The sequence below is a fragment of the Streptomyces speibonae genome (assembly GCF_984686075.1).
The window spans coordinates 1,652,845-1,675,675 of sequence record NZ_OZ480260.1 but is presented as its reverse complement, the minus strand read 5'-3'; the positions used below and the strand labels follow the sequence as shown (position 1 = coordinate 1,675,675).

General features: G+C 73.4%; 23 protein-coding genes. 13 read left to right on the top strand and 10 right to left on the bottom strand.

Annotated features, from left to right (window positions below):
- Positions 1–157: 157 nt before the first annotated feature.
- Positions 158–973, bottom strand: a complete 816-nt coding sequence (locus tag AC5L3C_RS07380) for an NmrA family NAD(P)-binding protein (protein ID WP_493653767.1) — start codon at positions 971–973, stop codon at positions 158–160.
- Between the two features lie 149 nt (positions 974–1,122).
- Between AC5L3C_RS07380 and AC5L3C_RS07375 the strand changes: the two genes are divergently transcribed.
- Positions 1,123–2,058 (top strand): AraC family transcriptional regulator, encoded by a 936-nt coding sequence (locus tag AC5L3C_RS07375; RefSeq protein ID WP_493647784.1) that lies wholly within the window; start codon positions 1,123–1,125, stop codon positions 2,056–2,058.
- Positions 2,059–2,068: 10 nt separating this feature from the next.
- Complete coding sequence (locus AC5L3C_RS07370) at positions 2,069–2,755, top strand: helix-turn-helix domain-containing protein (RefSeq protein WP_493647782.1); 687 nt, start codon at positions 2,069–2,071, stop codon at positions 2,753–2,755.
- A gap of 4 nt (positions 2,756–2,759) precedes the next feature.
- On the opposite strand, the gene AC5L3C_RS07365 is transcribed toward AC5L3C_RS07370, so the two are convergent.
- Positions 2,760–3,158 carry a VOC family protein gene (locus tag AC5L3C_RS07365; RefSeq protein ID WP_493647780.1) on the bottom strand — a complete coding sequence of 133 codons (399 nt, stop codon included), beginning with the start codon at positions 3,156–3,158 and terminating at the stop codon, positions 2,760–2,762.
- A 281-nt stretch (positions 3,159–3,439) separates the two neighbouring features.
- Here AC5L3C_RS07365 and AC5L3C_RS07360 point away from each other — a divergent pair, with 281 nt between their 5' ends.
- Together AC5L3C_RS07360 and AC5L3C_RS07355 are read left to right on the top strand one after the other, a co-directional pair.
- Entirely contained in the window at positions 3,440–4,210 is a 771-nt protein-coding gene (locus tag AC5L3C_RS07360; protein ID WP_493647778.1) for an SDR family oxidoreductase, read from the top strand.
- Between the two features lie 75 nt (positions 4,211–4,285).
- Positions 4,286–5,029, top strand: a complete 744-nt coding sequence (locus AC5L3C_RS07355; protein ID WP_125503415.1) for an SDR family oxidoreductase — start codon at positions 4,286–4,288, stop codon at positions 5,027–5,029.
- Between the two features lie 33 nt (positions 5,030–5,062).
- On the opposite strand, the gene AC5L3C_RS07350 is transcribed toward AC5L3C_RS07355, so the two are convergent.
- The gene (locus tag AC5L3C_RS07350) at positions 5,063–6,073 is read right to left on the bottom strand and encodes a LysR family transcriptional regulator (RefSeq protein ID WP_493647776.1); all 1,011 of its coding nucleotides are present in this window, start codon (positions 6,071–6,073) and stop codon (positions 5,063–5,065) included.
- A 131-nt stretch (positions 6,074–6,204) separates the two neighbouring features.
- On the opposite strand from AC5L3C_RS07350, the gene AC5L3C_RS07345 reads away from it, so the two are divergent.
- Positions 6,205–6,849 (top strand): ThuA domain-containing protein, encoded by a 645-nt coding sequence (locus AC5L3C_RS07345; protein ID WP_493647774.1) that lies wholly within the window; start codon positions 6,205–6,207, stop codon positions 6,847–6,849.
- On the opposite strand, the gene AC5L3C_RS07340 is transcribed toward AC5L3C_RS07345, so the two are convergent.
- Positions 6,850–7,788: a transporter substrate-binding domain-containing protein gene (locus tag AC5L3C_RS07340; RefSeq protein WP_493647772.1), complete on the bottom strand. Its 939-nt coding sequence runs from the start codon at positions 7,786–7,788 to the stop codon at positions 6,850–6,852. It lies immediately after the preceding gene.
- 23 nt (positions 7,789–7,811) lie between these two features.
- The gene (locus tag AC5L3C_RS07335; RefSeq protein ID WP_493647769.1) at positions 7,812–8,561 is read right to left on the bottom strand and encodes a hypothetical protein; all 750 of its coding nucleotides are present in this window, start codon (positions 8,559–8,561) and stop codon (positions 7,812–7,814) included.
- Between the two features lie 304 nt (positions 8,562–8,865).
- On the opposite strand from AC5L3C_RS07335, the gene AC5L3C_RS07330 reads away from it, so the two are divergent.
- Positions 8,866–10,422 carry a carboxylesterase/lipase family protein gene (locus tag AC5L3C_RS07330; RefSeq protein WP_493647767.1) on the top strand — a complete coding sequence of 519 codons (1,557 nt, stop codon included), beginning with the start codon at positions 8,866–8,868 and terminating at the stop codon, positions 10,420–10,422.
- Between the two features lie 23 nt (positions 10,423–10,445).
- Here AC5L3C_RS07330 and AC5L3C_RS07325 read toward each other — a convergent pair whose 3' ends face one another.
- Complete coding sequence (locus AC5L3C_RS07325) at positions 10,446–10,985, bottom strand: DinB family protein (protein WP_493647765.1); 540 nt, start codon at positions 10,983–10,985, stop codon at positions 10,446–10,448.
- Between the two features lie 166 nt (positions 10,986–11,151).
- Here AC5L3C_RS07325 and AC5L3C_RS07320 point away from each other — a divergent pair, with 166 nt between their 5' ends.
- Together AC5L3C_RS07320 and AC5L3C_RS07315 are read left to right on the top strand one after the other, a co-directional pair.
- Entirely contained in the window at positions 11,152–11,739 is a 588-nt protein-coding gene (locus tag AC5L3C_RS07320) for an ester cyclase (RefSeq protein WP_493647763.1), read from the top strand.
- A gap of 36 nt (positions 11,740–11,775) precedes the next feature.
- Positions 11,776–12,711 (top strand): SDR family oxidoreductase, encoded by a 936-nt coding sequence (locus AC5L3C_RS07315; RefSeq protein WP_493647761.1) that lies wholly within the window; start codon positions 11,776–11,778, stop codon positions 12,709–12,711.
- A gap of 59 nt (positions 12,712–12,770) precedes the next feature.
- On the opposite strand, the gene AC5L3C_RS07310 is transcribed toward AC5L3C_RS07315, so the two are convergent.
- Complete coding sequence (locus AC5L3C_RS07310) at positions 12,771–13,460, bottom strand: TetR/AcrR family transcriptional regulator (RefSeq protein WP_125503403.1); 690 nt, start codon at positions 13,458–13,460, stop codon at positions 12,771–12,773.
- 107 nt (positions 13,461–13,567) lie between these two features.
- Here AC5L3C_RS07310 and AC5L3C_RS07305 point away from each other — a divergent pair, with 107 nt between their 5' ends.
- Positions 13,568–14,488 carry an NmrA family NAD(P)-binding protein gene (locus tag AC5L3C_RS07305; protein ID WP_493647759.1) on the top strand — a complete coding sequence of 307 codons (921 nt, stop codon included), beginning with the start codon at positions 13,568–13,570 and terminating at the stop codon, positions 14,486–14,488.
- 152 nt (positions 14,489–14,640) lie between these two features.
- Here the strand turns inward: AC5L3C_RS07305 and AC5L3C_RS07300 are convergent, their stop codons facing one another.
- On the bottom strand, positions 14,641–14,895 hold the full coding sequence (locus AC5L3C_RS07300) for a DUF397 domain-containing protein (protein ID WP_493647757.1): 255 nt from the start codon (positions 14,893–14,895) through the stop codon (positions 14,641–14,643).
- The gene (locus tag AC5L3C_RS07295; RefSeq protein WP_493647755.1) at positions 14,892–15,713 is read right to left on the bottom strand and encodes a helix-turn-helix domain-containing protein; all 822 of its coding nucleotides are present in this window, start codon (positions 15,711–15,713) and stop codon (positions 14,892–14,894) included. The genes AC5L3C_RS07300 and AC5L3C_RS07295 overlap by 4 nt, the downstream gene beginning before the upstream one ends.
- A gap of 187 nt (positions 15,714–15,900) precedes the next feature.
- Between AC5L3C_RS07295 and AC5L3C_RS07290 the strand changes: the two genes are divergently transcribed.
- Positions 15,901–16,326 (top strand): ATP-binding protein, encoded by a 426-nt coding sequence (locus AC5L3C_RS07290; protein WP_493647754.1) that lies wholly within the window; start codon positions 15,901–15,903, stop codon positions 16,324–16,326.
- Here the strand turns inward: AC5L3C_RS07290 and mmuM are convergent.
- Positions 16,226–17,137 (bottom strand): homocysteine S-methyltransferase, encoded by a 912-nt coding sequence (gene mmuM, locus AC5L3C_RS07285; protein ID WP_493647752.1) that lies wholly within the window; start codon positions 17,135–17,137, stop codon positions 16,226–16,228. The two genes, AC5L3C_RS07290 and mmuM, sit on opposite strands and share 101 nt — an antisense overlap.
- 126 nt (positions 17,138–17,263) lie before the next feature.
- Between mmuM and AC5L3C_RS07280 the strand changes: the two genes are divergently transcribed.
- From AC5L3C_RS07280 to AC5L3C_RS07270, 3 genes are all read left to right on the top strand, one after another.
- Positions 17,264–19,762, top strand: a complete 2,499-nt coding sequence (locus AC5L3C_RS07280; RefSeq protein WP_493647750.1) for a PP2C family protein-serine/threonine phosphatase — start codon at positions 17,264–17,266, stop codon at positions 19,760–19,762.
- Positions 19,763–19,868: 106 nt separating this feature from the next.
- Positions 19,869–22,514, top strand: a complete 2,646-nt coding sequence (locus AC5L3C_RS07275; RefSeq protein WP_493653766.1) for a winged helix-turn-helix domain-containing protein — start codon at positions 19,869–19,871, stop codon at positions 22,512–22,514.
- 117 nt (positions 22,515–22,631) lie between these two features.
- On the top strand, positions 22,632–22,829 hold the full coding sequence (locus tag AC5L3C_RS07270) for a DUF8691 family protein (RefSeq protein WP_085575256.1): 198 nt from the start codon (positions 22,632–22,634) through the stop codon (positions 22,827–22,829).
- Positions 22,830–22,831: the final 2 nt, after the last annotated feature.

The following is a 22,831-nucleotide window of genomic DNA, read 5'->3' as shown; positions in this document are numbered from 1 at the left end:
CCCCGCTCCTCAGACGCCGGAGGGGCTGAAATTCAGCCTGTCTGGGGGTACCCCCTCCGGGGGAGTTTGAGGACGAGGCCCGAAGGGCCGGAAGGGGGGTCTGGGGGCGCAGTCCCCAGGTTCGGGACGGGAAGGGGCGGCGGGGGCGAAGAAACCGTCAGGCCCCCCACGCCCCGCCCGCCACCCCCTCCGCCACGAACGCCGCGAAATCCCGCGGCCCCCGCCCCAGCACCTCCCACACCCCCGCGTCCTCCACCACCGCATTCCGCCCGTCCAGCAACGTCTCGAACACCCCCACCAGGAACGCCGCCTCCCCGGCCGGCACCCCGAACCCCGCCAGCGCCTCCCCGTACGCCCCCACCGGCACCGCCCGATACTCCAGCGGCCTGCCCACCGCCCCCGCGATCTCCCCCACCGCCTCCGCCCAGGTCAGCAACCGCGGCCCCGTCACCGTGAGCGTCCGCCCCGCGTACCGCTCCCCGCCCGTCAGCGCGGTCACCACCACGTCCGCGACGTCCCGTACGTCCACGAACGGCTCGGCCACCTCCCCGGCCGGAAACGCCAGCGCGCCCCGCCGCAGCTCCTCCGCCAGCGGTCCCTCGCTGAAGTTCTGCGCGAACCACGCCGACCGCACGACCGTCCAGTCCGCGCCCGACGCGCGCAGTGCCTCCTCGGTGGGCAGCGCCTGGTCCTCGCCCCGCGCGGACAGCAGCACCAGCCGCCGCACCCCGAGACCCAGTGCCACGCCGGCGAGCTCGCCGACCGCCTCCGCTGTGCCGGGCGCGCCGACATCGGCCGGGTGCACGAGATACGCCGCGTCGGCGCCCCGCAGGGCGTCCGCCCAGGTCGCCCGGTCCGTCCAGTCGAACCCGGTGGCCCGGGACGCCGCCCGCACGGACATCCCCGCCGCCTCGGCGGCCCGCGCCACCCGCCGCCCCGTACGCCCCGAGGCGCCCGTGACGACGAGGGTCATGTCCTTCGCGTCTTCCGCATGCCGCTGCTTCGGCTGCTGCATCTGCTTCTGCTTCGTGTTCTCGCCCATGCCCCCACTCAACTGCCGCGCACCGCACGGAACCATCGCCGAGCGGCTCATTCCCATACGTGCGCGTCTACGCTGACTCCATGGACGCTCTCACTGGCTTGCTCGAGGGCCCCCGCGCCCGCGGGGCGTTCATGATCCGGGCCTGTTTCGACCCTCCGTGGGCGGTCCGTGTGGAGGACCGCGCCCCGCTGACGGTGATGCTCCTGGTCCGCGGCGAGGCGTGGTTGCTGCCGGACGCGGGGGAGCGGCTCCCGCTGCGCCCCGGCGACCTGGCCATCGCGCGCGGCCCCGACGCGTACACCTGCGCCGACGCCCCGGACACGGCCCCGCAGGCGCTGATCCTGCCCGGCGGCGAGTGCCACTACCCCGACGGGCGGCCCCTGAACGGCGTCATGGACCTCGGTGTCCGCACCTGGGGCGACCGCGTGGACGGTACGACGGTGATGCTGATCGGCACCTACCAGATGCGCGGCGAGACGGGCGGGCGGCTGCTGGACGCGCTGCCGCCGCTGCTGTCCCTCACCTCCGACGTGTGGGAGTGCCCGCTGACGCCGGTCCTCATGGACGAGATCGTGCGGGACGCCCCCGGCCAGGAGGTCGTCCTGGACCGGCTCCTCGACCTGCTGGCCATCGCCGCGCTGCGCGCCTGGTTCGACCGGCCGGAGGCGGAACCGCCCGCCTGGTACGCGGCCCGGTCCGACCCGGTCGTCGGTCCGGTCCTGCGCCTGCTCCACGACGACCCGGCCCACCCCTGGACGGTCGCCGCCCTCGCCGCGAAGGCCGGCGTCTCCCGCGCGGCACTGGCCCGCCGCTTCACGGAACGCGTCGGCGAACCCCCGATGACGTACCTCACCGGCTGGCGCCTCGCCCTCGCCGCGGACCGGCTCCGCGACACCGACGACACCATCGCCGCCATCGCCCGCCAGGTCGGCTACGGAAGCGCCTTCGCCCTGTCCACCGCCTTCAAACGGGCCTACGACGTCAGCCCCCAGGAATGGCGGACCCGCGCGGCGTAGCCTGGGGGAGGTGTACAGGGAGCGGGCGTCGCGGCTGGCGGGCGCGGTCGTGTGGACCAACACCCCGTCCGGGGACGGGCAGGGCGCGGTGCTGCCCGACGGCTGCATGGACCTGCTCTGGCACGAAGGGCGTCTCCTGGTCGCCGGACCCGACACCCACGCACACCTCACCGAGGGTCCGCCGGCCACCTGGGCGGGCGTCCGCTTCCGGCCCGGCGCCGCGCCCGCCCTGCTCGGTGTTCCCGCCCACGAACTGCGCGACCGGCGCGTCGAGCTGGCCGACCTGTGGCCGGCGGCGGCCGTACGGCGTCTCGCCGCCCGCGTGAACGCCGCGGACGACCCGGCGCGGGGACTGGAGGAGCTGGCCCTGCGCCGGGCCGCGGAGACCGCGCCGCCCGACCCGCTGCTCGACCGTCTCGTGTCCGCCCTCGACGCGGGCCGCCCGGTCTCCGCGACTGCTGACGAACTGGGCCTGGGCGCTCGGCAGTTGCACCGCCGGTCCCTCGCGGCGTTCGGGTACGGACCCAAGACCCTGGCCCGTATCCTCCGTCTGGGCCGCGCACTCGACCTCGCCCGTGCGGGCGTCCCGTACGCGGAGACGGCTATCCGCACGGGCTACGCGGACCAGCCTCATCTGGCCCGCGAGGTCAAGCAGTTGACGGGGATGCCGCTGGGCGAACTCCTCGCCCGCCCGTAACCGCCTACTCCGCGGGGAGCGGAGCGAACAGGTCCACCCCGTTGCCGTCCGGATCGAGGACGACGGCGTACCGCTGCCCCCACACCGCGTCCCACGGCTTCAGCTCGCCCGGGCTGCCGGCCCCGGTCAGTTCCGCGAACAGGGCGTCGACCTCCGCGGGGCTGTCGCAGCGCAGCGCGAGGGACGTCCTGCTCCCGCCCGACGGCGGTTCCCACTCCGGGTGGAAGGACCTGACCACCTCCTCCGTGTCCAGCAACAGCCGCAGCCCGCCCGGCAGTTCGGCTTCCACATGTCCCTGTGTCCCGGCCCCCTCCGGAAAGGCGAACCCCAGCCGCCGGTAGAAGGCGACGGAGGCGGCCATGTCGGAGACGACCATCCCGATGGCATTGAATCGTGCGCTCATGCGGCCCACCGTAGGACGGGCCGGACGGACGGGTCTTGAAGGAATCGGACACCGGCCGGGGCACCGCTCCCGCGCAGGGCCCATAGGACACGCCTATACCCCCTGCTGTTATTACGTATTTGCCACTCGTTATTTCGCGAACGTACCGTGAAACGGCTCGACGGGAAGGCCGCCGTGAATTTCCAGGGGGCGTGCTTCGCGTACGGCGATGCATTTTCCGCACCATTTTGGATGCCTTTTTCGTCGGGCAGGCGAATGACCAATCGAGAGGAATAGGTGGCATGGCCACAGTCGAGAACGGATCTGAAAAGCGCGAACTCGCCGGCAAGCGGGCCTTGGTCACGGGTGGTTCTCGCGGTATCGGAGCCGGCATCGTGCGCCACCTGCTGGACGCGGGCGCCGAGGTGCTCACCACCGCCCGCTCGGCGCCCGGTGACCTGCCCGGGAAGGTCCACTTCGTGGAGGCCGACCTGCGGACGCCGGAGGGGATCGACACGATCGCCGCGTCCGCGCGGGAGGTCCTGGGCGGGGTCGACATCCTGGTCAGCTCCGCGGGCGGGGCGCGGGCGCGGGACGGCGCCGTGGACACCACCGAGGAGGTGTGGCAGGACACACTGAACCTGAACTTCCTCGCGGCGGTACGGCTGGACCGGCACTTCATCCCGGAGATGCGGGAGCGCGGCTCGGGCGCGATCGTGCACGTCGCGTCGGCCGCGACGACCTTGCCGGACCGCTACTTCCTGCACTACACGGCCGCCAAGGCGGCGCTGGAAAACTACAGCGTGGGACTGTCCAAGGATCTGGCCCCCGCAGGAATCCGGGTCAACCGCGTGTCTCCCGGCAGGACCGCCACCCCCGGCGGTGAGGCGGCCCGGGAGGAGTGGGCGCAGATGTTCGGGTACGTCAGCAACGCCGTCGGCGCCCCGCCGCTGGGGCGCGACGGCACGCCCGACGACATCGCCAAGGCGGTGTTGTTCCTGGTGTCCGACCGGGCGAACTGGATCAGTGGCGCCAACATCTTCGTCGACGGCGGCGAGTTCCCCCGCGTCTGACCTCGGCGGAACCGCGGAACCGCGGAACCGAATTCCCGAACCGACCTCTGAGAGATGGACCGAAAGGACCCCGGCATGGGTGCGTACGACGGCAAGACGGCAGTGATCACCGGCGGCGGCAGCGGACTCGGACTCGCGACGGCGAAGTTGCTGGTCGACGGCGGAGCGCGCGTGGTGGTCAACGGCCGCTCCAAGGACACGCTCGACGCGGCGCTGGAGGAGCTCGGCGGGAACGCGCTGGCCGTCCAGGGCGACGTGACCTCGCTGTCCGACCTGGACGAGCTGGCCGCGCGGGTGAAGGACGAGTTCGGCACGCTCGATGCCCTGTTCGTCAACCACGGTGTCACCATCCCGAACCCCCTCGAGTCGACGACCGAGGAACTCTGGGACGAGTCGATGGCGATCAACCTCAAGGGCGCCTTCTTCACCGTGCAGAAGCTCGTCCCGCTGATGGGCCCGGGCGCCGGTGTGGTGCTCACGACCTCCGCAGCGAACGTGATGGGCCTGCCGGAGTGCAGCGCCTACTCGGCCGGCAAGGCGGGCCTGCGCTCGATGGCCCGCACCCTCTCCGGCGACCTGCTGCCGCGCGGGATCCGGGTCAACGCGATCAGCCCCGGCCCCATCGACACGGGGATCCTGGAGAAGACGATGACCGCGGAGGCCGCCGAGGCGTTCAAGGCGGAGCGGGTCGCGCAGAACCCCATGCGGCGCTTCGGCAGGCCCGAGGAGATCGCCAAGGCGGCGGCCTTCCTCGCCTTCGACGCCACCTACACGGCGGGCGTCGAGCTCGCCGTGGACGGGGGCGCCACCCAGCTCTGAGTCGGGCCCGCACCCGCGGCCGCGACGTGTTCGTCAGGCCACAGGGGTGTACGAGGCGGGTGCGGGCACGGCCGGGGCCCCGGGTGCGGACGGGGTCCCGGCAGAGGGGGCCCCGGGTGCGGACGGGGTCCCGGACGAGGGCGGGACCCCGGCAGGCGAGCGCGGCGCGTCGGACACGGACCAGGTCTCCTGGCGCAGGAGTTCGAGCAGGGCCGTCTCCGCCGGGCCCGCCTCCTGCCGTACCACGGCGATGACCGGCTGGGACACCGCCGGGGACACCGGGCGGACGAGGTGTTCATGACCGTGGGGCACCGCGGAGGCCGGGACGAGCGTCACCCCCAGCCCGTGGGCGGCCCAGCGCACGGCCGTGGAGGTCTGGGTCACGCGGGCGGCCGTGACCGGGGCCAGCTCGTTGTCCCGCAGCACCCTCAGCAGCGCGGTGTCGAGCACGCTGTCCCGGTCGAACCTCACCCACGGCTCGCCGGCCAGGTCGCACAGCTCGACCCGGTCCGCGGCCAGCAGCGGATGTCCGGCGCCCAGCACCACCACGAGCTCCTCGTTGCCGAGGACATGGGCGTTGGAGGGGCTGCGCTCGCACGCCGCCATCAGGGAGAAGTCCAGCGAGCCCCGGCGGCACAGCCGGTCCAGTTCGGCGGCGCTGGGCTCCTCGAAGACGCTGACCTCAAGCCGGGGGAAGCGCCGGCGCAGCTCGCCCAGCGCCCGCGGCAGCTGGCGGGTGCCGAAACCCATCTGCACCGCCACCACCAGCTCGCCCGTCAGGTCGTCGGCGCCGGCCTGCGCCGTCGCCCGCGCCCGTCGCGACGCGCTGACCGCTACCTGCGCCTCGCGCAGGAACGCACGGCCGACCACGGTGGGCACCAGACCGGTCGGCGTACGGGCGAACAACTGCACGCCCAAGTCCCGTTCCAGGCCGCGGATCTGCTGGGACACCGACGGCTGGGCGACGTGGAGACGGTCCGCCGCCGCCGTCACCGACCCCTCCTCGGCGACGGCCAGGGCGTACTCGAACTGACGAAGGCTCATCGACTCCGGTCCCCTCTCCACGGTGGCCCACCGGTCCGCCCGCCGTGATCATCGTCATCGTAAGCGGCCGTCGCGTCACCGGACGCCGATGCCCGGCGCCCGTCCGGCAGCCCTACCGTAGGCTCCGGCGCATGGCCGCGCTCCCGCTTCTCGTCCACACCCGCATAACCGACTACCGGCACGCATCCATTCCGGCCGGCGTCGCCGCCCTGCGCGACCTCGGCTTCGACGTGGACGCCACCGAGGCCCCGGAGGCCCTGGAGGGACCCCTCGACCGGTACGCGGCGGTGGTCTTCCTCTCCACCAGCGGAACGGTGCTCACCCCGGCCGGACGCGAGCGGCTCGCGGCGTACGTCGAGTCGGGCGGCGGGTTCGCCGGGGTGCACGCCGCCGCGTGCACCGAGGACGACTGGCCGTACTACGGAGAGCTCCTCGGCGCCCGCTTCGACCGCCACCCCCCGCTCCAGCCGGGCCGGGCCGTCGTCGAGGACGGCGGCCACCCGGCCACCCGGCACCTGCCTCCCGTCTGGCACGTCACCGACGAGTGGTACGACTTCCGCGGCAACCCGCGCGGGCGGGCGCGGATCCTCCTGCGCGCCGACGAGTCGTCGTACGACGGCGGCGGCATGGGCGATGACCACCCCCTGGCCTGGTGCCGCGACCAGGGCGCGGGCCGGGTCTTCTACACGGCGCTCGGCCACACCACCGAGGCGTACGCCGACCCGGACTTCCGTGCCCACCTGCTGGGCGGCATCACCTGGGCCGCCCGCGGCTGATCACGGCCTGCACGAGGAGTACGTGTCGACGTCCTCCGGGTTGGGGCGGAAGCGGTTCTCCCAGTCGCCGGGATAGGCGGCGACCAGCGCGGGCAGCTGGGCCTTCACATCGCTGGCCCACTCCTCGACGAGGTAGTCGCGAAGGGCCTCGCGCAGCTCCTCGCAGTCGCCCCGCAGGCCCTCCGGCAGGCCGATGCCGTACCGGTTGTTACTTCCGAAGGAGACGTCGGGCACCACCCTCACGGGTGTGGCGCTGTTCTTCTGCTGCTCCACGTACCCGTACAGCAGCGCCTCGTCGGTGAACACGGCGTCGAGGTCACCCTGCTGGAGCTTACGCACGCAGGTCGAGTAGTCGCTCTCCGTGTGGAGCGTCGTTCCGCCGGGCAGCGCGGCGGCGGCCGAGGTCGAGCCCTCGACGGTGCAGATCACCTTGCCCGCCACGTCCTTCTCGGTCCTGATGCCGTGGTAGTCCTCGCGGACCAGGAAGCCCTGCCGGGTGACGAAGTAGGGCCCCACGAAGTCGACCTTCTCGTCCCGCTGCGGAGTGATCGAGTAGGTGGCGATGACCAGGGCCGAGGCCTTGTCGACGAGCTCCTGCTCCCGCTTGGCGGAGATCACGTCGTGCCACTTCGGCGTGAAACCGATCCGCTTGCCGAGGTAGGCGGCCAGATCCGGTTCGAAACCGCGGTAGGTGTGTCCGCTGAACAGGTTGAAGCCGGGCTGGTCGCTCTTGCCGCCGATGTAGACGTGACGGGCGAGGGAGGACTTGTCGTCCGCTCCGTCCGCCGTCCAGCCGCAGCCCGCGAGGGCGAGCAGCAGGGCGGCGGACGCGACCCGCGCGCACCGGTGACCGAGGGAACGCAGGAATCGCGGGGAACGCAGGGGGCGCGGGGAGCGCTGGGGGCGCTGAGGGCGCGAGTGGCGGGGCTCGTTCGTCACAGGGCCTTCTTCCTAGTCGCTTCCTAGTCGTCCAGATACGCCGAGGCGACGGACAGTTTCACTTCGCAGCCGGCCTCCGCCTCGAGCACGACGGACAGCTCGGCCTCGCGCGTGCCCCGCCCCAGGGCGAAGGTGAACGCGTCGCCGGGTACGCCCGTGCGCACCTGGGCCCGGCCCGGGCCCGCCTCGGAGGTCACGGTCAGCCCGACGGTAGGCACGCACACCGGAGCGGCGGGGTCGTGCGGGGCGACGTCGAAGGCGATGGTCAGCCGCGGCTTGGGGTCGTCGGTGCGCACGGTGGCGACGACGGTGTCGCCGTTCACCAGCGGAGGCGTGCCGTCGAGGGCGACGCGCTGGGTCACGTCTACGGGCCGGCTGTCCAGGAACATCCAGGTGCCGAGGGCCGGCACGCCGACGGCCAGCACCGCCAGCGGGATCACCACCAGCACGAACGGCGGCCACAGCGGCGGCTGTCCGTCCGGGCCCCGGCGCGCGATCAGCGGCAGCATCGCGGCGGCGAAGGCCAGCAGGGCCGCCGCCGTCACCCCCACCACCGCCGGGTCCCCGCCGAGCGCCAGCCAGATCGCGCCCGCCCCGAGGACGGTCACGAGATCGGCCAGCAGCAGCAGGGTGATCGCCCAGGCGCCGGCGGCGGCCTCGCGCACCCGCAGTGCGGCACGCCGCAGCCACGGGGGGCGCGGTGCTCCGTCGCCCTCCGGGGGGTCGGCCCCGGCCGCCGCGCCCGGTATGGCGCGCGTCGTGTCGTTGGTCACGCGCGCAGCGTATGAGGCGAGACCGGGACACACCCGGCCTATGTCACCGACACGGCTGATGCCGGGGCGAAACGACTCTGCGTCGCGCTTCCGTGTGCTACGGCACGGGCGGAATGCCCGCCGTGCGGGACAGAAAGCGCTTCCTCGCGCAGCTCGGGGCCCCGGGCGGGAAGAACCCCGACGTACCCCCCACGCGCACCCGAAGGCGGTCGGGAATACCGAGAGGTGCCGCGGGCGCTCTTGTGTTACCGGTGGGTTCCAGCCGGTGCGTGGCCGCGGCGCCGTGAAGGGCTGGTGAGCACACATGACGGCGGACGACCGTGTGAACCCCGTGATCAGAACGCCGTACGGAGCCGTGCGCGGCCGCTGGGAGCGGTCCGTGGCCGTCTTCCGGGGCATCCCCTACGCGGCACCCCCCTTCGGCCCACGCCGCTTCCGTCCGCCGGTACCGCCGGAGCGCTGGGACGGCGTACGCGACGCCGGCGCCTTCGGCCCCACGGCCCCGAAGCCCCCGTACTCCGAGGCATTCGCCCAGTACCTCTCCGACCCGGAGATCCCCGGCGACGACTGCCTCAACCTCAACGTGTGGACCCCCGACCCCGCCCCCGGCGCCCGCCTGCCGGTCCTCGTATGGCTCCACGGCGGCGCCCTGACCAGGGGCTCCTCGGCGGTCCCCGTCTACGACGGCCACACCTTCGCCCGCGACGGCGTGGTGTTCGTGTCGCTCAACTACCGCCTCGGCGTCGAGGGCTACGGCCTCTTCCCCGACGCCCCCGCCAACCCCGGCCTGCGCGACCAGCTCGCCGCGCTGCGCTGGGTGCACGAGTCGATCGGGGCCTTCGGCGGCGACCCGGACCGGATCACCCTTGCCGGCCAGTCTGCCGGGGCGATCAGCACGGGCGCGCTCATCGCCGCACCGCAGGCGCGGGATCTGGTGCGCCGGGCCGTGCTGCAGAGCGGCCCGCCCGAGGCCACGGACCGCGACAAGGTGCGCCGCATGGTCCGCCGCATGGCGCACCGCCTGAAGGTCCCGGCGACCGCGGAGGCCTTCGCCGCCGTCGACCGCGACCGTCTGCTCCGGGTCCAGGCGGACATCGGCCGCCTCAGCAGCCCGATCCTCGGCGGCCCCGCCTTCGGCATCGTCGTCGACGGCGACCTCGTGCCGCGCGATCCCCTGGAGGCCCTCACGGACGGCGCGGCGCCGGGCGTCGGGCTCCTGACCGGCTGGACCCGCGAGGAGTACCGCCTCTGGCTCGTTCCCGGCGGCCTGGTGGAGCGCGTCGACCGCCTCGGCGCGGTCGCCGTCGCCGGGGCGATGGCCCGCTGCCGCGTCGGCAGCGAGGTGCCGCGCGGCTACCGCGCCCTGCGCCCGGACGCCGGCACCGCGGAACTCGTCGGCCAGATGGTCACCGACCACCTGCTCCGCGTCCCCCTGCACCGCCTCGCCGACGGCCGCCGGGACCCCTCGTACGTCTACGAGTTCGCCTGGCCCTCCCGGCGCCCCGGCATGGGCTCCTGCCACGCCCTGGATCTGGGCTTCGTCTTCGACAGCGGCGACGAGCCCGACGCCCGCAAGCTCGCGGGCGAGGGCGCGCCGCAGGAACTGGCCGACGCGATGCACGCGGCGTGGGTACGGTTCGTGACCGACGGGTCGCCGGGATGGGAGCGCTGGGACGAGGACCACCCGGTCCGGATCTTCGGCGACGGCCCCCCGTACACGGCCCGCGGCCCCCGCGACCGCGAACTCTCCCTGTGGACCCGGCCCACCGCCGAGCACCCGGCCCCGGCCCCGGCCCCGTCCCCCGAACTCCGCTCGGTCGTCCGCCGCCTGCGCCGCACGGGCGCCCTCCGCAGAACCTGACCCGGGCCCGGCCCCTGTGGCCCTTATTGCCCCACCCGCCCGTCGACGCACTCGCGCAGCAGGTCGGCGTGGCCGCAGTGGCGGGCGTACTCCTCGATGCGGTGGACGAGCAGTTCCCGCGCCGCGATGCTTTCCTTGCCGAGCCGTGTGCCCAGGTCGGGGTGGGGGGCCAGCGCGGCGTCGGTCGCGGCCTGTTCGCGCTCCAGGTCGGCGTAGGCGGCGTCGACCACGGCCGGATCGGCCACGGCGCCGTCGAAGTCCCCGTCGCGCCTGCCGTACAGCTTCGGCAGCGGGTCGCCGTCGCTGATCCAGTTGCGCCAGTCCCGCTCCGCCTCGGCGAGGTGCCGCACCAGTCCGAGCAGTGACATCGTGGACGGCGGCACCGACCGCCGTGCCAGCTGCTCCGGGTCCAGCCCCTCGCACTTCATCCGCAAGGTCAGCCGGTAGTCCCTCAGCACCCCCTCCAGCGTCGCCGCTTCACCGTCCGGACCGGGCCCCTCGTTGTCGCGGGGGTCGTCCGCGGGGTCGGCCCACATGTCGGGGTGGACGGTCGCCCTGTCCATCGCGCGGGTACGTCGTCAGTCATGCGCCCATGCTCGGCGCCGGACCCCGGCCCCCGCCATCCCTTTTCCCGGTGGCCCGGGGGCGTGAGGGTGGGGATGGCGTCCTCTGGTTCAGGGGGGTGAGGGCGCGCATCGTGGAGTCTCCCGTTGAGACAGGAGATGACACATGAAGTTCCGGGCAAGTCAGCGGTTAGTGCTGGGGGTCGGGGTCGCGCTGCTCACCGCCGTGCCCCTGGTTTCGTTCGACGGCGGGGCCGCTTCCCCGCGCACCGTCAGTGTCGGGCACGGCACTCCCTCGCGGTACTGGACGCCCGAGGGCGGGGTCAGTGAGCAGGCGCGGGCCGTGCTGCGGCGTTCCGCTGTGGCGCGTGCCGCCGTGCGGATCTACCAGCCGTTCGAGACCGGCGACACCACCGTCTACGACCGCGTGCTGCACGAGGACTTCGTCGACGTGCCCCTCGCCCCCGGTCAGGGGCCCGGCCGGGAGGGCATGAAGGCCCACGTCACCGATGACCTCGTGTCGGCCCTGCCCGACATGAAGGTCCGCATCGAGGCCCTCTACGTCGACGGACACACCGTGACCGTGCGCTCGGTGATCAGCGGCACGCACGAGGGGACGTTCCTCGGGGTGCCCGCCACGCACCGCGAGGTCTCCTTCCGTGCGGTCGACATCCATCAACTCAACGCCCGCCGCCAGATCGTGCGTACCGACCACCTCGAGGACCTCTTCGGTGCGTATCGCCAGATCCAGTGACTGTGCGGCCGTGCTTCTATGTGAAAGGAACCGCTGATGTCCGACACCAGCGCGGAAGGGCGCCAGGTCGTCATCGTCACCGGCGCGGGCTCCGGAATCGGCCGAGCCATAGCCGTCGCCCTGGCGCGGGCGGGGCACACCGTCCACGCGGGGGTGCGTGATCCTGAGGGGCGCAACCGGGCCAGGGCCACGGCGTTGCGCGAACTCGCGGACGCCGAGTCGCTGAGCCTGACGCCCCTCGACCTGGACGTGCTCTCCGAGTACGGATGCCGCAGCGCCGTCGACTCCGTCCTCCTCCGCGACGGCCGGATCGACGTCGTGGTCAACAACGCCGGGATGCTCATGACCGGCGTCGCCGAGGCGTTCACCCCGGAGCAGTTCCTGCGCATCCTCGACACCAACGCGGTGTCCTGGCTGCGCGTGAACCGCGCCGTGCTGCCGGTCATGCGGCGCCAGGGCTTCGGCACGCTCGCCTACGTGAGCAGTACGACCGCCCACATCGCCGAGCCGTTCATGGCGCCCTACGTCGCCAGCAAGGCCGCCGGTGAGTGGCTCGCGGAGTCGCTGGGCCTGGAGGTCGCCCCGTTCGGCATCGACACCGTCATCGTCGTCCCCGGCGCGTTCACCCAGGGGACGGAGCACTTCGCGCACACGAACGGCCCGGCCGACGCGGCGGTCACCGCGCAGTACGGACACGTCCCCGACCGGGCCGCCGGTCTCCCCGAGCGGCTGCACGCCATCGACGTGGCGAACGGGGGCGCGGCCGGGGACGTCTCGTCCGTCGGTCATGTGCTGGTGGAGGTGCTGGCCACGCCGCCCGCCGCACGCCCCCTGCGGGTCGTCGTCGATCCGCAGCGCAAGGGCGTGGAGGACGTGGACGCCGTGCGGCAGGCCCGGCAGCGCGACTTCTTCCGGCAGATGGGGATCGATGATCTACTCAAGGGCGCCGAGCCGGGGGCTGTCGTCCAATAGCGGGTGCGGCACTCGCACTTCGGGCTCGTCGGCGGTGTGTCCGCCGGCGGGCCCGGCTGTCATGACTGCGCTGCCAGGCGGTCCAGCCACTCCCGCAGCAGGTGCTGTTCCGCGCTGCTGAGGGTCGTCTGGTCGGGGAGGGTGGCGCGCAGGGTGCGGGCCGCGGCCGCCGGGCCCGGTTCCGGGACGGTGGGCTTCTGGTGCGTGACCGCGCCGACCATCGCCTCGCGCAGGGCCGTCAGCAGGGCCGGGTCGCGGCGGTCCTCCGGCAGGGAGAGCCAGGTGAGGACCGCGCCCCGGCCCGTCGCGTGGATGATCATGATCGCGAGGTCCTGGTCGACGCGGAGCCAGCCCGCCGCCGCCAGGCGCTGGACGCGGCCCTTGAGGATCTCCATCCCGGCCCGCGCGGCCGCCGATGTCTCCCGGGTGGGCTCGCTGTACATCAGCGTGTAGAGGGCCGGGTTGCTCACCCCGAACTCCACGGCCAGATCCCAGCTGTTGCGCAGGTCCTCGATCGGGTCCTCGGGATCGGGGTCGACCTTCTTGCCCGCCAGGAACGTCGCGAAGCCGTGCTCGGCCACCGCTTCGAGCAGGCCGTCCTTGTCGCCGAAGAGGCGGTAGATGGCGGGGGGTTGCAGACCCGCCGCGACCGCCACCGCGCGCGTGGTGACCGCGTCGCGCCCTTCCCGTTCCAGCAGCTCGATGGCTGCGTCGATGACCCGCTGACGGGTCTGGTCACGCTTCGGCATGTAGCGATGGTACAGGGCTCCCGGTTTCGCTGATATTTCCAGTGTTATCAATTCTATGGTTCCATTGGAAACACCGGACCAAGCACCGAGACGCATCGGAGTCTGTTGTGATCATCGTGACCGGAGCCACCGGACAGCTCGGCGGCCGCATCGTCGAGAGCCTGCTCAAGCGCGGTACGCCGCCCGAGGAGATCGGCGTCAGCGTCCGCGACCCGCGCAAGGCACACGGCCTCGCCGACCGGGGCGTGCGGGTGCGGGAGGGGCGCTTCACCGACCCCACCGGGCTCGCCCACGCCTTCGAAGGCGCCACCCACGTACTGATCGTGTCCGTCGACACCTTCGGGGACGAGGCGATACGACAGCACCGCGCCGCCATCGCCGCCGCCGCGCGGGCCGGCGCCCGCCGCATCCTCTACACCAGCCACATGGGAGCGAGCCCCGGCTCCCGGTTCCAGGCCTGCCGTGACCACGCGGCCACCGAGGAGGCGCTCGCCGCCTGCGGTGTGCCGTTCACCTCGCTGCGCAACGGCTTCTACGCCGACAGCGCGCTGCGCTTCCTCCAGCCCGCGCTGGAATATGGCGACCTCGCCCTCCCCGCCGACGGTCCGGTCAGCTGGACCGCCCACGACGACCTCGCCGACGCCGCCGCCGCGATCCTCGCCGGCGAGGGCAGGTTCGACGGACCCACGCCCCCGCTGACCGCCCAGGAGGCCCTCACCCTCGACGACCTCGTCCGCCTCGCCTCCGAGGTCTCCGGCCGCGCCCTCACCCGCACCACCGTCTCCGACGACCGGATGCGCGAGCAGCTCACCGGCCGGGGCGTGCCCGCCGAACAGACCGAGGGACTGCTCGGCATCTTCGCCGCCGCCCGCGAGGGCGAGTTCGCCACCGTCGATCCCACGCTCGCCGCCCTCATCGGCCGCACACCCCTCAGTGTGGAGGAGCAGCTGCTCCAGTGGCCGCCCCTCGCGCAGCAGGCAGCAAGCAGCAAGCAGCAGGGAGGTCCGGAGGAACCGAATCTCCCGTGATCTGACCCTCATGGCCGAGGGTCGCACCAACGCAGCCGTCGCCACGGCCCTCGGCATCCACGAAGCTCGACCTGCCTCGTGCGGAGGAGAGGCATCGCCGGGTACTGGCGGTGCTGCGGTACTTGGAGGCACCGCGCGGGTGAGAACGCGGCCTACGGTGCGTCCGACTCCGTGGGTACGGAGAGGAACGCGGCCCACGCCGACGGGGTGACGGTGAGGTGGGGGGCGTGCGGGGTCTTGGAGTCGCGGATGTGGATGGCGGAGGGGTGGGCGGCGATCTCCACGCAGTTGCCGCCCTCATCGCCGCTGTACGTCGACTTGCGCCAGGTGTAAGCGACTTCGAGGCAGTTGCCGCCATCGCTGCCGCTGTAGCTCGACTTGAACCACCGAAGTGCGGTGCTGCTCATTGGTCTCCTAGAAGACGGTCCAGCAGGTCCCTCGTGTCTTCGGGGTTGAGGGCCTGTGACCGCAGCATCGCACACCTCTGGGTAAGGATCGCCACCTCGTACGGATCAGCGATGAGTTGGCTACCGCGCTGAGTTTCTGTGTAGGCGAGTCGCTGATGATCAGGCGTTTCCAGGAGAACGAAGGGGCCGTCGAGCGCCGCGTGAGTGGTGCGCCCGAGCGGTAGAACTTGCAAGGTGAGGCCTGGTAGATCCGAGAGTTGACGGAGGCTCCGCAGCTGTTCGAGGTACACCTCCTTCCCGCCCAGGTGGTCTCGGATCACCGCCTCCCAGATGACGAAGCATGTGATCGGCGGCTCCTTTCGATGGAAGATGGATTGCCGTGCAGTGCGTGCGACTACGTGCTTCTCGATCTCGCCCTCGTCGATGACGGGGATGCGACTGCGGAACACCGCCTGTGCGTATGCCTTTGTCTGCAGCAGACCCGGCAGCACCTGGTTCTCGTACGAGGAGATCACGAGAGCTTCCCGCTCCCGATCCAGATACTCCTCCGCCCACAACGGAACCAGATCCACCTCCGGCATCCGGCTCAACGCGACCGACAACGCCCCCTTCGTGCCCAGGAGTTCGTCGAGCTGCTCGGCGAGATCCGGCTTCAGCGGACGTCGGCCCTGTTCGATCGACGCGATCTGCTGTTCACTGATCACGAACCGCTCGCCCAGCGACCTCTGTGTGTGCCCGGCCGCCTGGCGGTACAGGGCGAGCAGCGCGCCCACCATCTTCATCGCCGAGGCGTTTCTCCGTGTCGTCGTGGTGCCCATGCGGTGGAACTCCCCAGCCGTCCGTGTACGTTCACCATCGCGCACCCGTACAGTCGGACCGTACGAGTGCGCCGTCTGTTCCATGGTGGGCACGGAGCGTGACTCTCGTCCCGTGAATCAGGAAACTTCACCCCCGCCCCAAAACCCCTGCCCACGTGAGAGTTTCTTCCGGCGTGAACGCCGATCCGTGCCCGGGGCGCGGGCGTTCGCGCGCCGGGTGCTCGACGACTGGGGTGTGCGCGGGCGCACGGACGATGTGCTGCTGTGCGTCAGCGAATTGGCGACCAACGCGCTGCTGCACGGCGTACCACCGGGCCGGGGGTTCCTGCTGCGGCTGCTGCCCTACCCCGACGGCATCCGGGTCGAGGTGCACGACAGCGGGGGCGGTGTGCCCGCCGTACCGGAGGACGCGCCCGACGAGAGCGGGCGCGGGCTGCTGCTCGTGAACGGGCTGGCGGACAAGTGGGGCGTGGCGGAGCGGGCCCCCGGCAAGGTCGTATGGTGCGAGTTCGCTACGACGGACGCAGCGTGCCCGCGACCGCCGCGATGGTCTCCGGTCCCACCCGGCAGCAGCCCCCGATCAGCCGGGCCCCCGACTCCCGCCATCCCGTGACCCGGGAAGCGGTGAACGTCGGGCGGCCGGTCCAGGCGCGTGCCCCGGCGTCCCAGGTCTCGCCGCTGTTGGGGTAGACGACGACCGGTTTCCCGGTGACCCGCGCGGCGAGCGCCACCGCGTGGTCCGCGTCCTCCGGCGTGCAGCAGTTGACGCCGACCGCGATCACCTCGTCCGCCCGCGCGGCCAGGGCGAACGCGTCCTCCAGCGGCCGGCCCGCGCGGGTGCGGCCGCCGGCCGCCGAGTACGACAGCCAGGCCGGGACGTCCAGCCCCCGCAGCGCCCGCACCAGGGCTTCCGCCTCGTCCGTGTCGGGGACCGTCTCCAGGGCCAGGACGTCGGGCGCGGCGGCGGCCAGGACCTCCATCCGGGGACGGTGGAAGCGTTCGAGCTCGGTGACCGAGAGGCCGTAGCGGCCCCGGTACTCGGAGCCGTCGGCCAGCATCGCGCCGTACGGGCCGACCGAGGCCGCCACCCACAGCGGGCGGGAGGCGCGGGCCCGCCGGGCCGCCTCGCGGGCGCACCGGACGCTCAGCGCGAGCAGTCCGGCCGCCTCCTCCCGGCCGATGCCGCGCCGGGCGAAGCCCTCGAACGTGGCCTGGTAGCTCGCCGTGATCGCCACGTCCGCGCCCGCCTCGAAGTACGCGAGGTGAGCGGCGGTCACCGCCTCGGGGTCCTCGGCGAGCAGCCGCGCGGACCACAGCTCGTCGCTCAGGTCGTGCCCGTCCGCCGCGAGCTGGTTGGACATGCCGCCGTCGAGGACGAGCGTGCCGTCGGCGAGTGCCTCGGTCAGGGCGGCGGTGCTGCTCATACCGGTGACGTTAGCCGACCCGTCCGCCGCGGCACGCTCGGCAGGTGCCCGTACCTTTCGCATTCTTTAACATGAAATGATCCGATTGATGCGGCGGGTGTGCCATCGGCCAGGGATGAGAGCGCGGTGACAAGAGAGCAGCACGGGTCCGGGCTGTCCGGCGTCCAGGGGATGGAGCGCGCCGACGGCCTGCCGTTCCACCCGCCCGCCCTGGCCGCCGTCCGCATGCTGGCGGGGATCATGGCGCTGCTGGCCGCGCTCGTGGGCGCGGTCGGCCTGACCGGGTGGATCGCCGGCGTCGATGTGCTGAAGAGCGTGCTGCCCGGTGTCGCGGTGTCCATGAAGGCGAACTCCGCCGTGGCCGTCGTAGCGCTCGGGGTCTCCCTGTTCCTCGTCGCACGCGGCCCGGTCCACGGGTGGGCGGCCGCGGTGGCCCGCGTGGCGGCGACCCTGGCACTGGTGATCGGGGCGCTCACGCTGGCGCAGCACGTGACCGGGACGCGACTGGGCGTCGACGAGCTGCTCTTCCGGGACGACACCGCTGACGTCCAGACGCGTGTGCCCGGATGGATGGCGCCGAACACCGCCGCGGCGATGATGATCGGGGGTGCGGCGGCCCTCTGCGCGAGTGTGCGCCGCGTCCCCGCGTGGATCAGTCAGTTCCTGGGCCTGGCGGCCGGGGCCCTCGGCCTGCTGCGCCTGTACGGGGCCGCCTACGCGGTACCCGAGCTGGAGCGGTTCGGCGCCTACACGGGCATGGCCCTGCACACCGCGCCGGCCCTGATCCTCCTCGGCGCGGCCGCCTTCCTCGCCCGGCCGGACGAGGGGCTGAGCGGACTCCTCCTGAACACGGGCACGACGGGCGCGCTGGGACGCCGCCTGATCGTCACCGCCGTGATCGTGCCGCCCCTGCTGGGCTGGGGCATCCTGGCCGGTGAGGACGCGGGTCTGTTCGGGCTGCGGCTGGCCACCGCCCTGCTGGTGTGGGCCAACGTGGCCGTGTTCACCGCGGTGATCTTCGCGGCCCTGGCCGTGGGCCGCCGTGTCGAGGTGTCCCACGGCCGTCTCGAATGGCAGGTGCGCCAGAACGAACTGCTGCGGGACTTCATGGACAACACCCCCGCGACGGTGTTCATCAAGGACCTCGAGGGCCGCTTCCTCGCGGTCAACACGATGTTCGAGGAGAGCCTGGGGCTGCCCCGTGAGCGGGTGCTGGGCCGCCGCGACGTGGACGTCATGCCCCCCGGCCTCGCCCGTCACGCGCGGGACGCCGACCTCGCGATGCTGGCCCGGGGCAGGCCCGTGCAGCGGGAGGAACGACTCACCCTGCCCGACGGTACCCGGGAGTTCCTGACCACCCTGTTCCCGCTCAACGACGCGTCCGGTGCCCCCTACGCCGTGTGCGGCGTGGTCACCGACATCACCGACCGGGTCGCCGCCCAGCGCGAGGTGGAGCGGGCGCAGCGGCGGTTCCGCGCGCTGCTGGAGTCCGCTCCCGACGCCACGCTCATCACGGACGGCAGCGGCACCGTCGTCATGGCCAACGCGGAGGTGGAGCGCGTGTTCGGCCGGCTGCCGGGCGACCTCGTCGGCACCCGGGTCGCCGACCTCGCACCCGCCGCGAACCGCCGGCGGCAGGGCCTCCTCCTCGACGCCTACCTGCGACGGAACGACCCGCAGCCCGTGGTCGTGGACCGGGACCTCTACGGGATGCGGGGCGACGGCTCCGCCTTCCCCGTCGAGGTCAGCATCAGCAGTCTCCAGGCGGGGCGGGAGACCCGCGCCGTGCTGTTCGTGCGGGACATCACCGAGCGCCGGAGGGCGGAGGCCGAGCGCGCCGAACGCTACGAGCAGCAGCGGCGCATCGCCTACACCCTTCAGCACAGCCTCATGGGGGAGCCGCCCACCCTCGCCCATCTGCCCAGCGCGTACCGGTATCTGGCCTCGATCAAGGACCCGGGGGTCGGCGGCGACTGGTTCGACGTCATCCCCCTCGGCGGCCGCCGCACCGGCGTCATCATCGGGGACGTGATGGGCCGGGGGCTGGAGGCGGCGGCCGTCATGGGGCAGCTGCGCGCCGCCTCCCACGCGCTGGCCCGTACCGGGGTCACGCCCAGCCGGCTGATGACCTCGCTGGACATGTTCGTCGGCGACCTGGCCGGCCAGCTCGTCACCTGTCTCTACCTGATCCTGGACCAGGACACCTGCGAGGTCACCGTCTGCTCGGCAGGTCACCCGCCCCTCGTCGTCCTGCCGCCCGGCGGGGCCCCGGCCCGGCTGCGGGCGCCGGTCGGCGTGCCCCTGGGGGTCAACGACCCGGGCGGCGGCGGGCTGCCGTTCGAGGAGGTGACCCGGCCGGTGCCGCCGGGCAGCGTCCTCGTCCTCTACACCGACGGGCTGGTCGAGGAGCCCGGCACCGACATCGAGGCGCGCATCGACGTCCTGGCCCGCACCGCCGGCGTCGAGCTGGCGGGCGCCTGCGCCGACCCGGTGCTCCTCGACCGGGGGGCGGACCGGCTGATCAGCACCCTCATCCCGGCCCCGGCCGAGCACGACGACGACGTGACCCTGCTGCTGATCGGCGTGCCCGGCCCGCACGGGCTGGACAGGGCCGACGACGGGTGACCCGGCCCGGGCGCGCGGCGTGCCGGGGAACCTGTCACGACGTGCCGTCCCGTCCGACGGCTGCGATGCTGGGAGGGGGCACGGCCGGACAGGGGCGGTGAGCGCCATGACCGGGGTGGACGAGCAGCACGCGCCGCCGGCGGAGTACCAGGCCGACCCGCGCGGTGACCCGTTCCTGCGCACCCGGTTCGCGGTCCCCGCGCTCCCCGTGACGTATCTGCGGCGGGAGCGGCTGAACAGGCATCTCGACCAGGCCCTGGACACCCCGCTGACCATGGTCAACGGCTCGGCAGGGGCGGGGAAGACGCTGCTGGTCGCGGACTGGGTCGCGGGCCGCGCCGGGCTGCGGCTGCCCGTGGCGTGGCTGACCACCGACGCGACGGCGGAGGGGCCCGGGGTGTTCTGGGCGTATCTGCTGCGCGCGCTGCGCACGGCCGGTGTCCCGCTGCCCGCCGACGTCGGTGTCCCGGCGGACGCGAACCGGGTGGGTCCGGCCCTGCCCGCCCGGCTCGCGGCGGAACTGAGCGGCCGGGAGCGGCCGGTGGTCGTGGTGCTGGACGAGTTCGACCGCGTGACGGCCCTCGAGATCGCCGAGCAGCTGGAATTCGCCCTGCGGCATGCCGGGGCGGGCCTGCGCCTGGTCCTCGTCACCCGTACCGAACCGCTGCTGCCGCTGCACCGCTACCGGGCGGCGGGCGCGCTGACCGAGATCCGGGACGCCGAGCTGGCCTTCACCCCGGACGAGGCGGGCCCGCTGCTGGAGCTGCACGGGCTGCGGCTGCCGGGGGCGGCGGTGTGCGCGCTGGTGGAGCGGACCCGGGGGTGGGCCGCCGGGCTGCGGCTGAGTGCCCTGGCCGCCGGACAGAGCGCCGACCCCGCCCTCTACCTCAAGGAGTTCGAGGCCGACCGGAGTCCGATCGCCGACTTCCTGCTGGCGGAGGTGCTCAAGCGGCAGGACACCGGGACGCAGGAGCTGCTGCTGCGGGTGAGCGTGCTCGACCGGTTCGGCCCCGGACTGGCCAACGCGGTGACCGGACGGGAGGACGCCGAGGGCATCCTGGACCGGCTGAGCCGGGGCAACGCCTTCGTCGAGCACCTCGGTCACGGCCTGTACCGCCTGCACCCCTTGTTCGCCGAGATCCTCCGCGCCCATCTGCGGATGCGCCGGCCGGGACTCGAACCCGAGCTGCACCGGCGGGCCGCCGCCCGGCTGCGGCGGTCCGGGGCGCTCGCCGAGGCGCTGGGGCACGGGGCCGCCGCCGACGACTGGCGGTTCACCGCCGACGCCCTGATCGACGACCTGGCGATCGGACAGTTCTTCACCGGGCCGCGTTCCGACACGCTCACCGAGCTGTTCTCACGCATGGGGCGGGAGGACGAGGGGGCGGCACCGGAGCTGGTGCGGGCGGCCGTACGGCTGGCCCGGTGCGATGTCGTCGGCGGGCTGGCCCATCTGCACCGGGCACGGCGCGGTCCGGCGGAGCGGGACGGCACCGGCGACGACGCGGCGGTCCGGCTGAGCCGCGCCCTGCTCGAGGCCCTCGCGGCCCGGCTGGCCGGTGCGCCGGAGCGGGCGGAGGACGCCGCGCGGGCGGCCGATGGGCTGTGGGACCTGCTCCCCGCCGAGCTGCTGGACCGGCATCCGGAACTCCTCGCGCTGCTCCTGGACCACTTGGGTTCCGCGCGGCTGTGGGCCGGGCACTTCGACCAGGCGCGGTCCGCGCTGGCCACGGTGGCGGGCCTCGCCCCGGGAGCGGCCACCGCGCTGCCGCGCGAGGACGCGCTGGGCCGGATCGCCCTGATCGACTGTCTGAACGGCTGGCCCGGCCGGGCGGAGCGCACGGCGCGGGCGGCGCTCGCCGAGACGGAACGGTTCGGACTGTCCCCGCCCTCCGGCTCCGGCGTGGAGCGGCTCGTGCTGGCGGCCGTCGCCGTGGACCGGGACGAGCTGGGCCGGGCCGAGACCCTGCTCGGCGCGGCGGCCGAGGCGCACCCGGCCCTGCGGGACCCCGTACTGGAGGCCGGGCGCGCCCTGGCGGCCGCGCGGCTGCACCTGGCGCGCGGGGACACCCGGGCCGCGCTGCACGCGGTGGAGCGGGAGGTGCGGGCCGACGCCGGCTCGCCGTGGGTGCGGGCGGAGACGGCGCTCGTCATGGCGGCCGCCCGGCTCGCCGAGGGCCGGGTGAGGGCCGCCGCCGGGCTGCTGGCGGAGGTGCCCGACGAGCAGGTGGCGTGCGCGGTGGGGGCGGCCCGGGTCCAGCTCGCCGCCGGGCGCACCGAGGCGGCCGTACGGCTGCTCGACCGGGTGCGTCCCGAGGGGCGCGCGGGGCCCGCGGTGACCGTCCGGGCCGCGCTGGTGCGGGCACGGGCCGCCGACGAGGCGGGCGACCGGGCCGCCGCACGCGCCCTCGTGACGCGGGCGCTGACCCAGGCACGGCGCGAGCGGCTGCGACGGCCGTTCGCCGAGGCAGGGGAGTGGATACGGCCCTACCTGGAACCGGCCTCCCCGCACCGGCCCGCGCCGCCGCCCCCGGTCGTGGAGGAGCCGCCCCCGGTCGTGGAGGAACTGAGCGGCCGCGAACGCGACGTGCTGCGGCGCCTGGCCCTGACGATGTCCACGGAGGAGATCGCCGCCGACCTGTACCTGTCGGTGAACACCGTCAAGACCCACCTCAAGAGCGTCTACCGGAAGCTGTCCGTCAACCGCCGCAACGAAGCCGTGCGCCGTGCCCGCGAGCTGGACCTGCTGTGACACAGGCGCCGGGCGCACGCACTCACCTGTACGGGGTGAACCGTGCCCGCGCCCCGGGGCGGACGATGGACGCATACGGGCGCGATCCGCCTGTTCCAGCCACCCGGGGAGCGGCTCATGCGCTACGAGATCCGCGTGGACGGGCATCTCTCGGAACCGCTGATCAAGGTCTTTCCGGAACTCGACCACGTGACCATGTCGGGGCAGACCCTGCTGTTCGGTCATGTCGTCGACGAGGCGCATCTGTACGGGCTGCTGGCCCGCTGCCAGTCCCTCGGCCTGCGCGTGCTGGAGATGCGCCAGGTGCCGGAGTGACC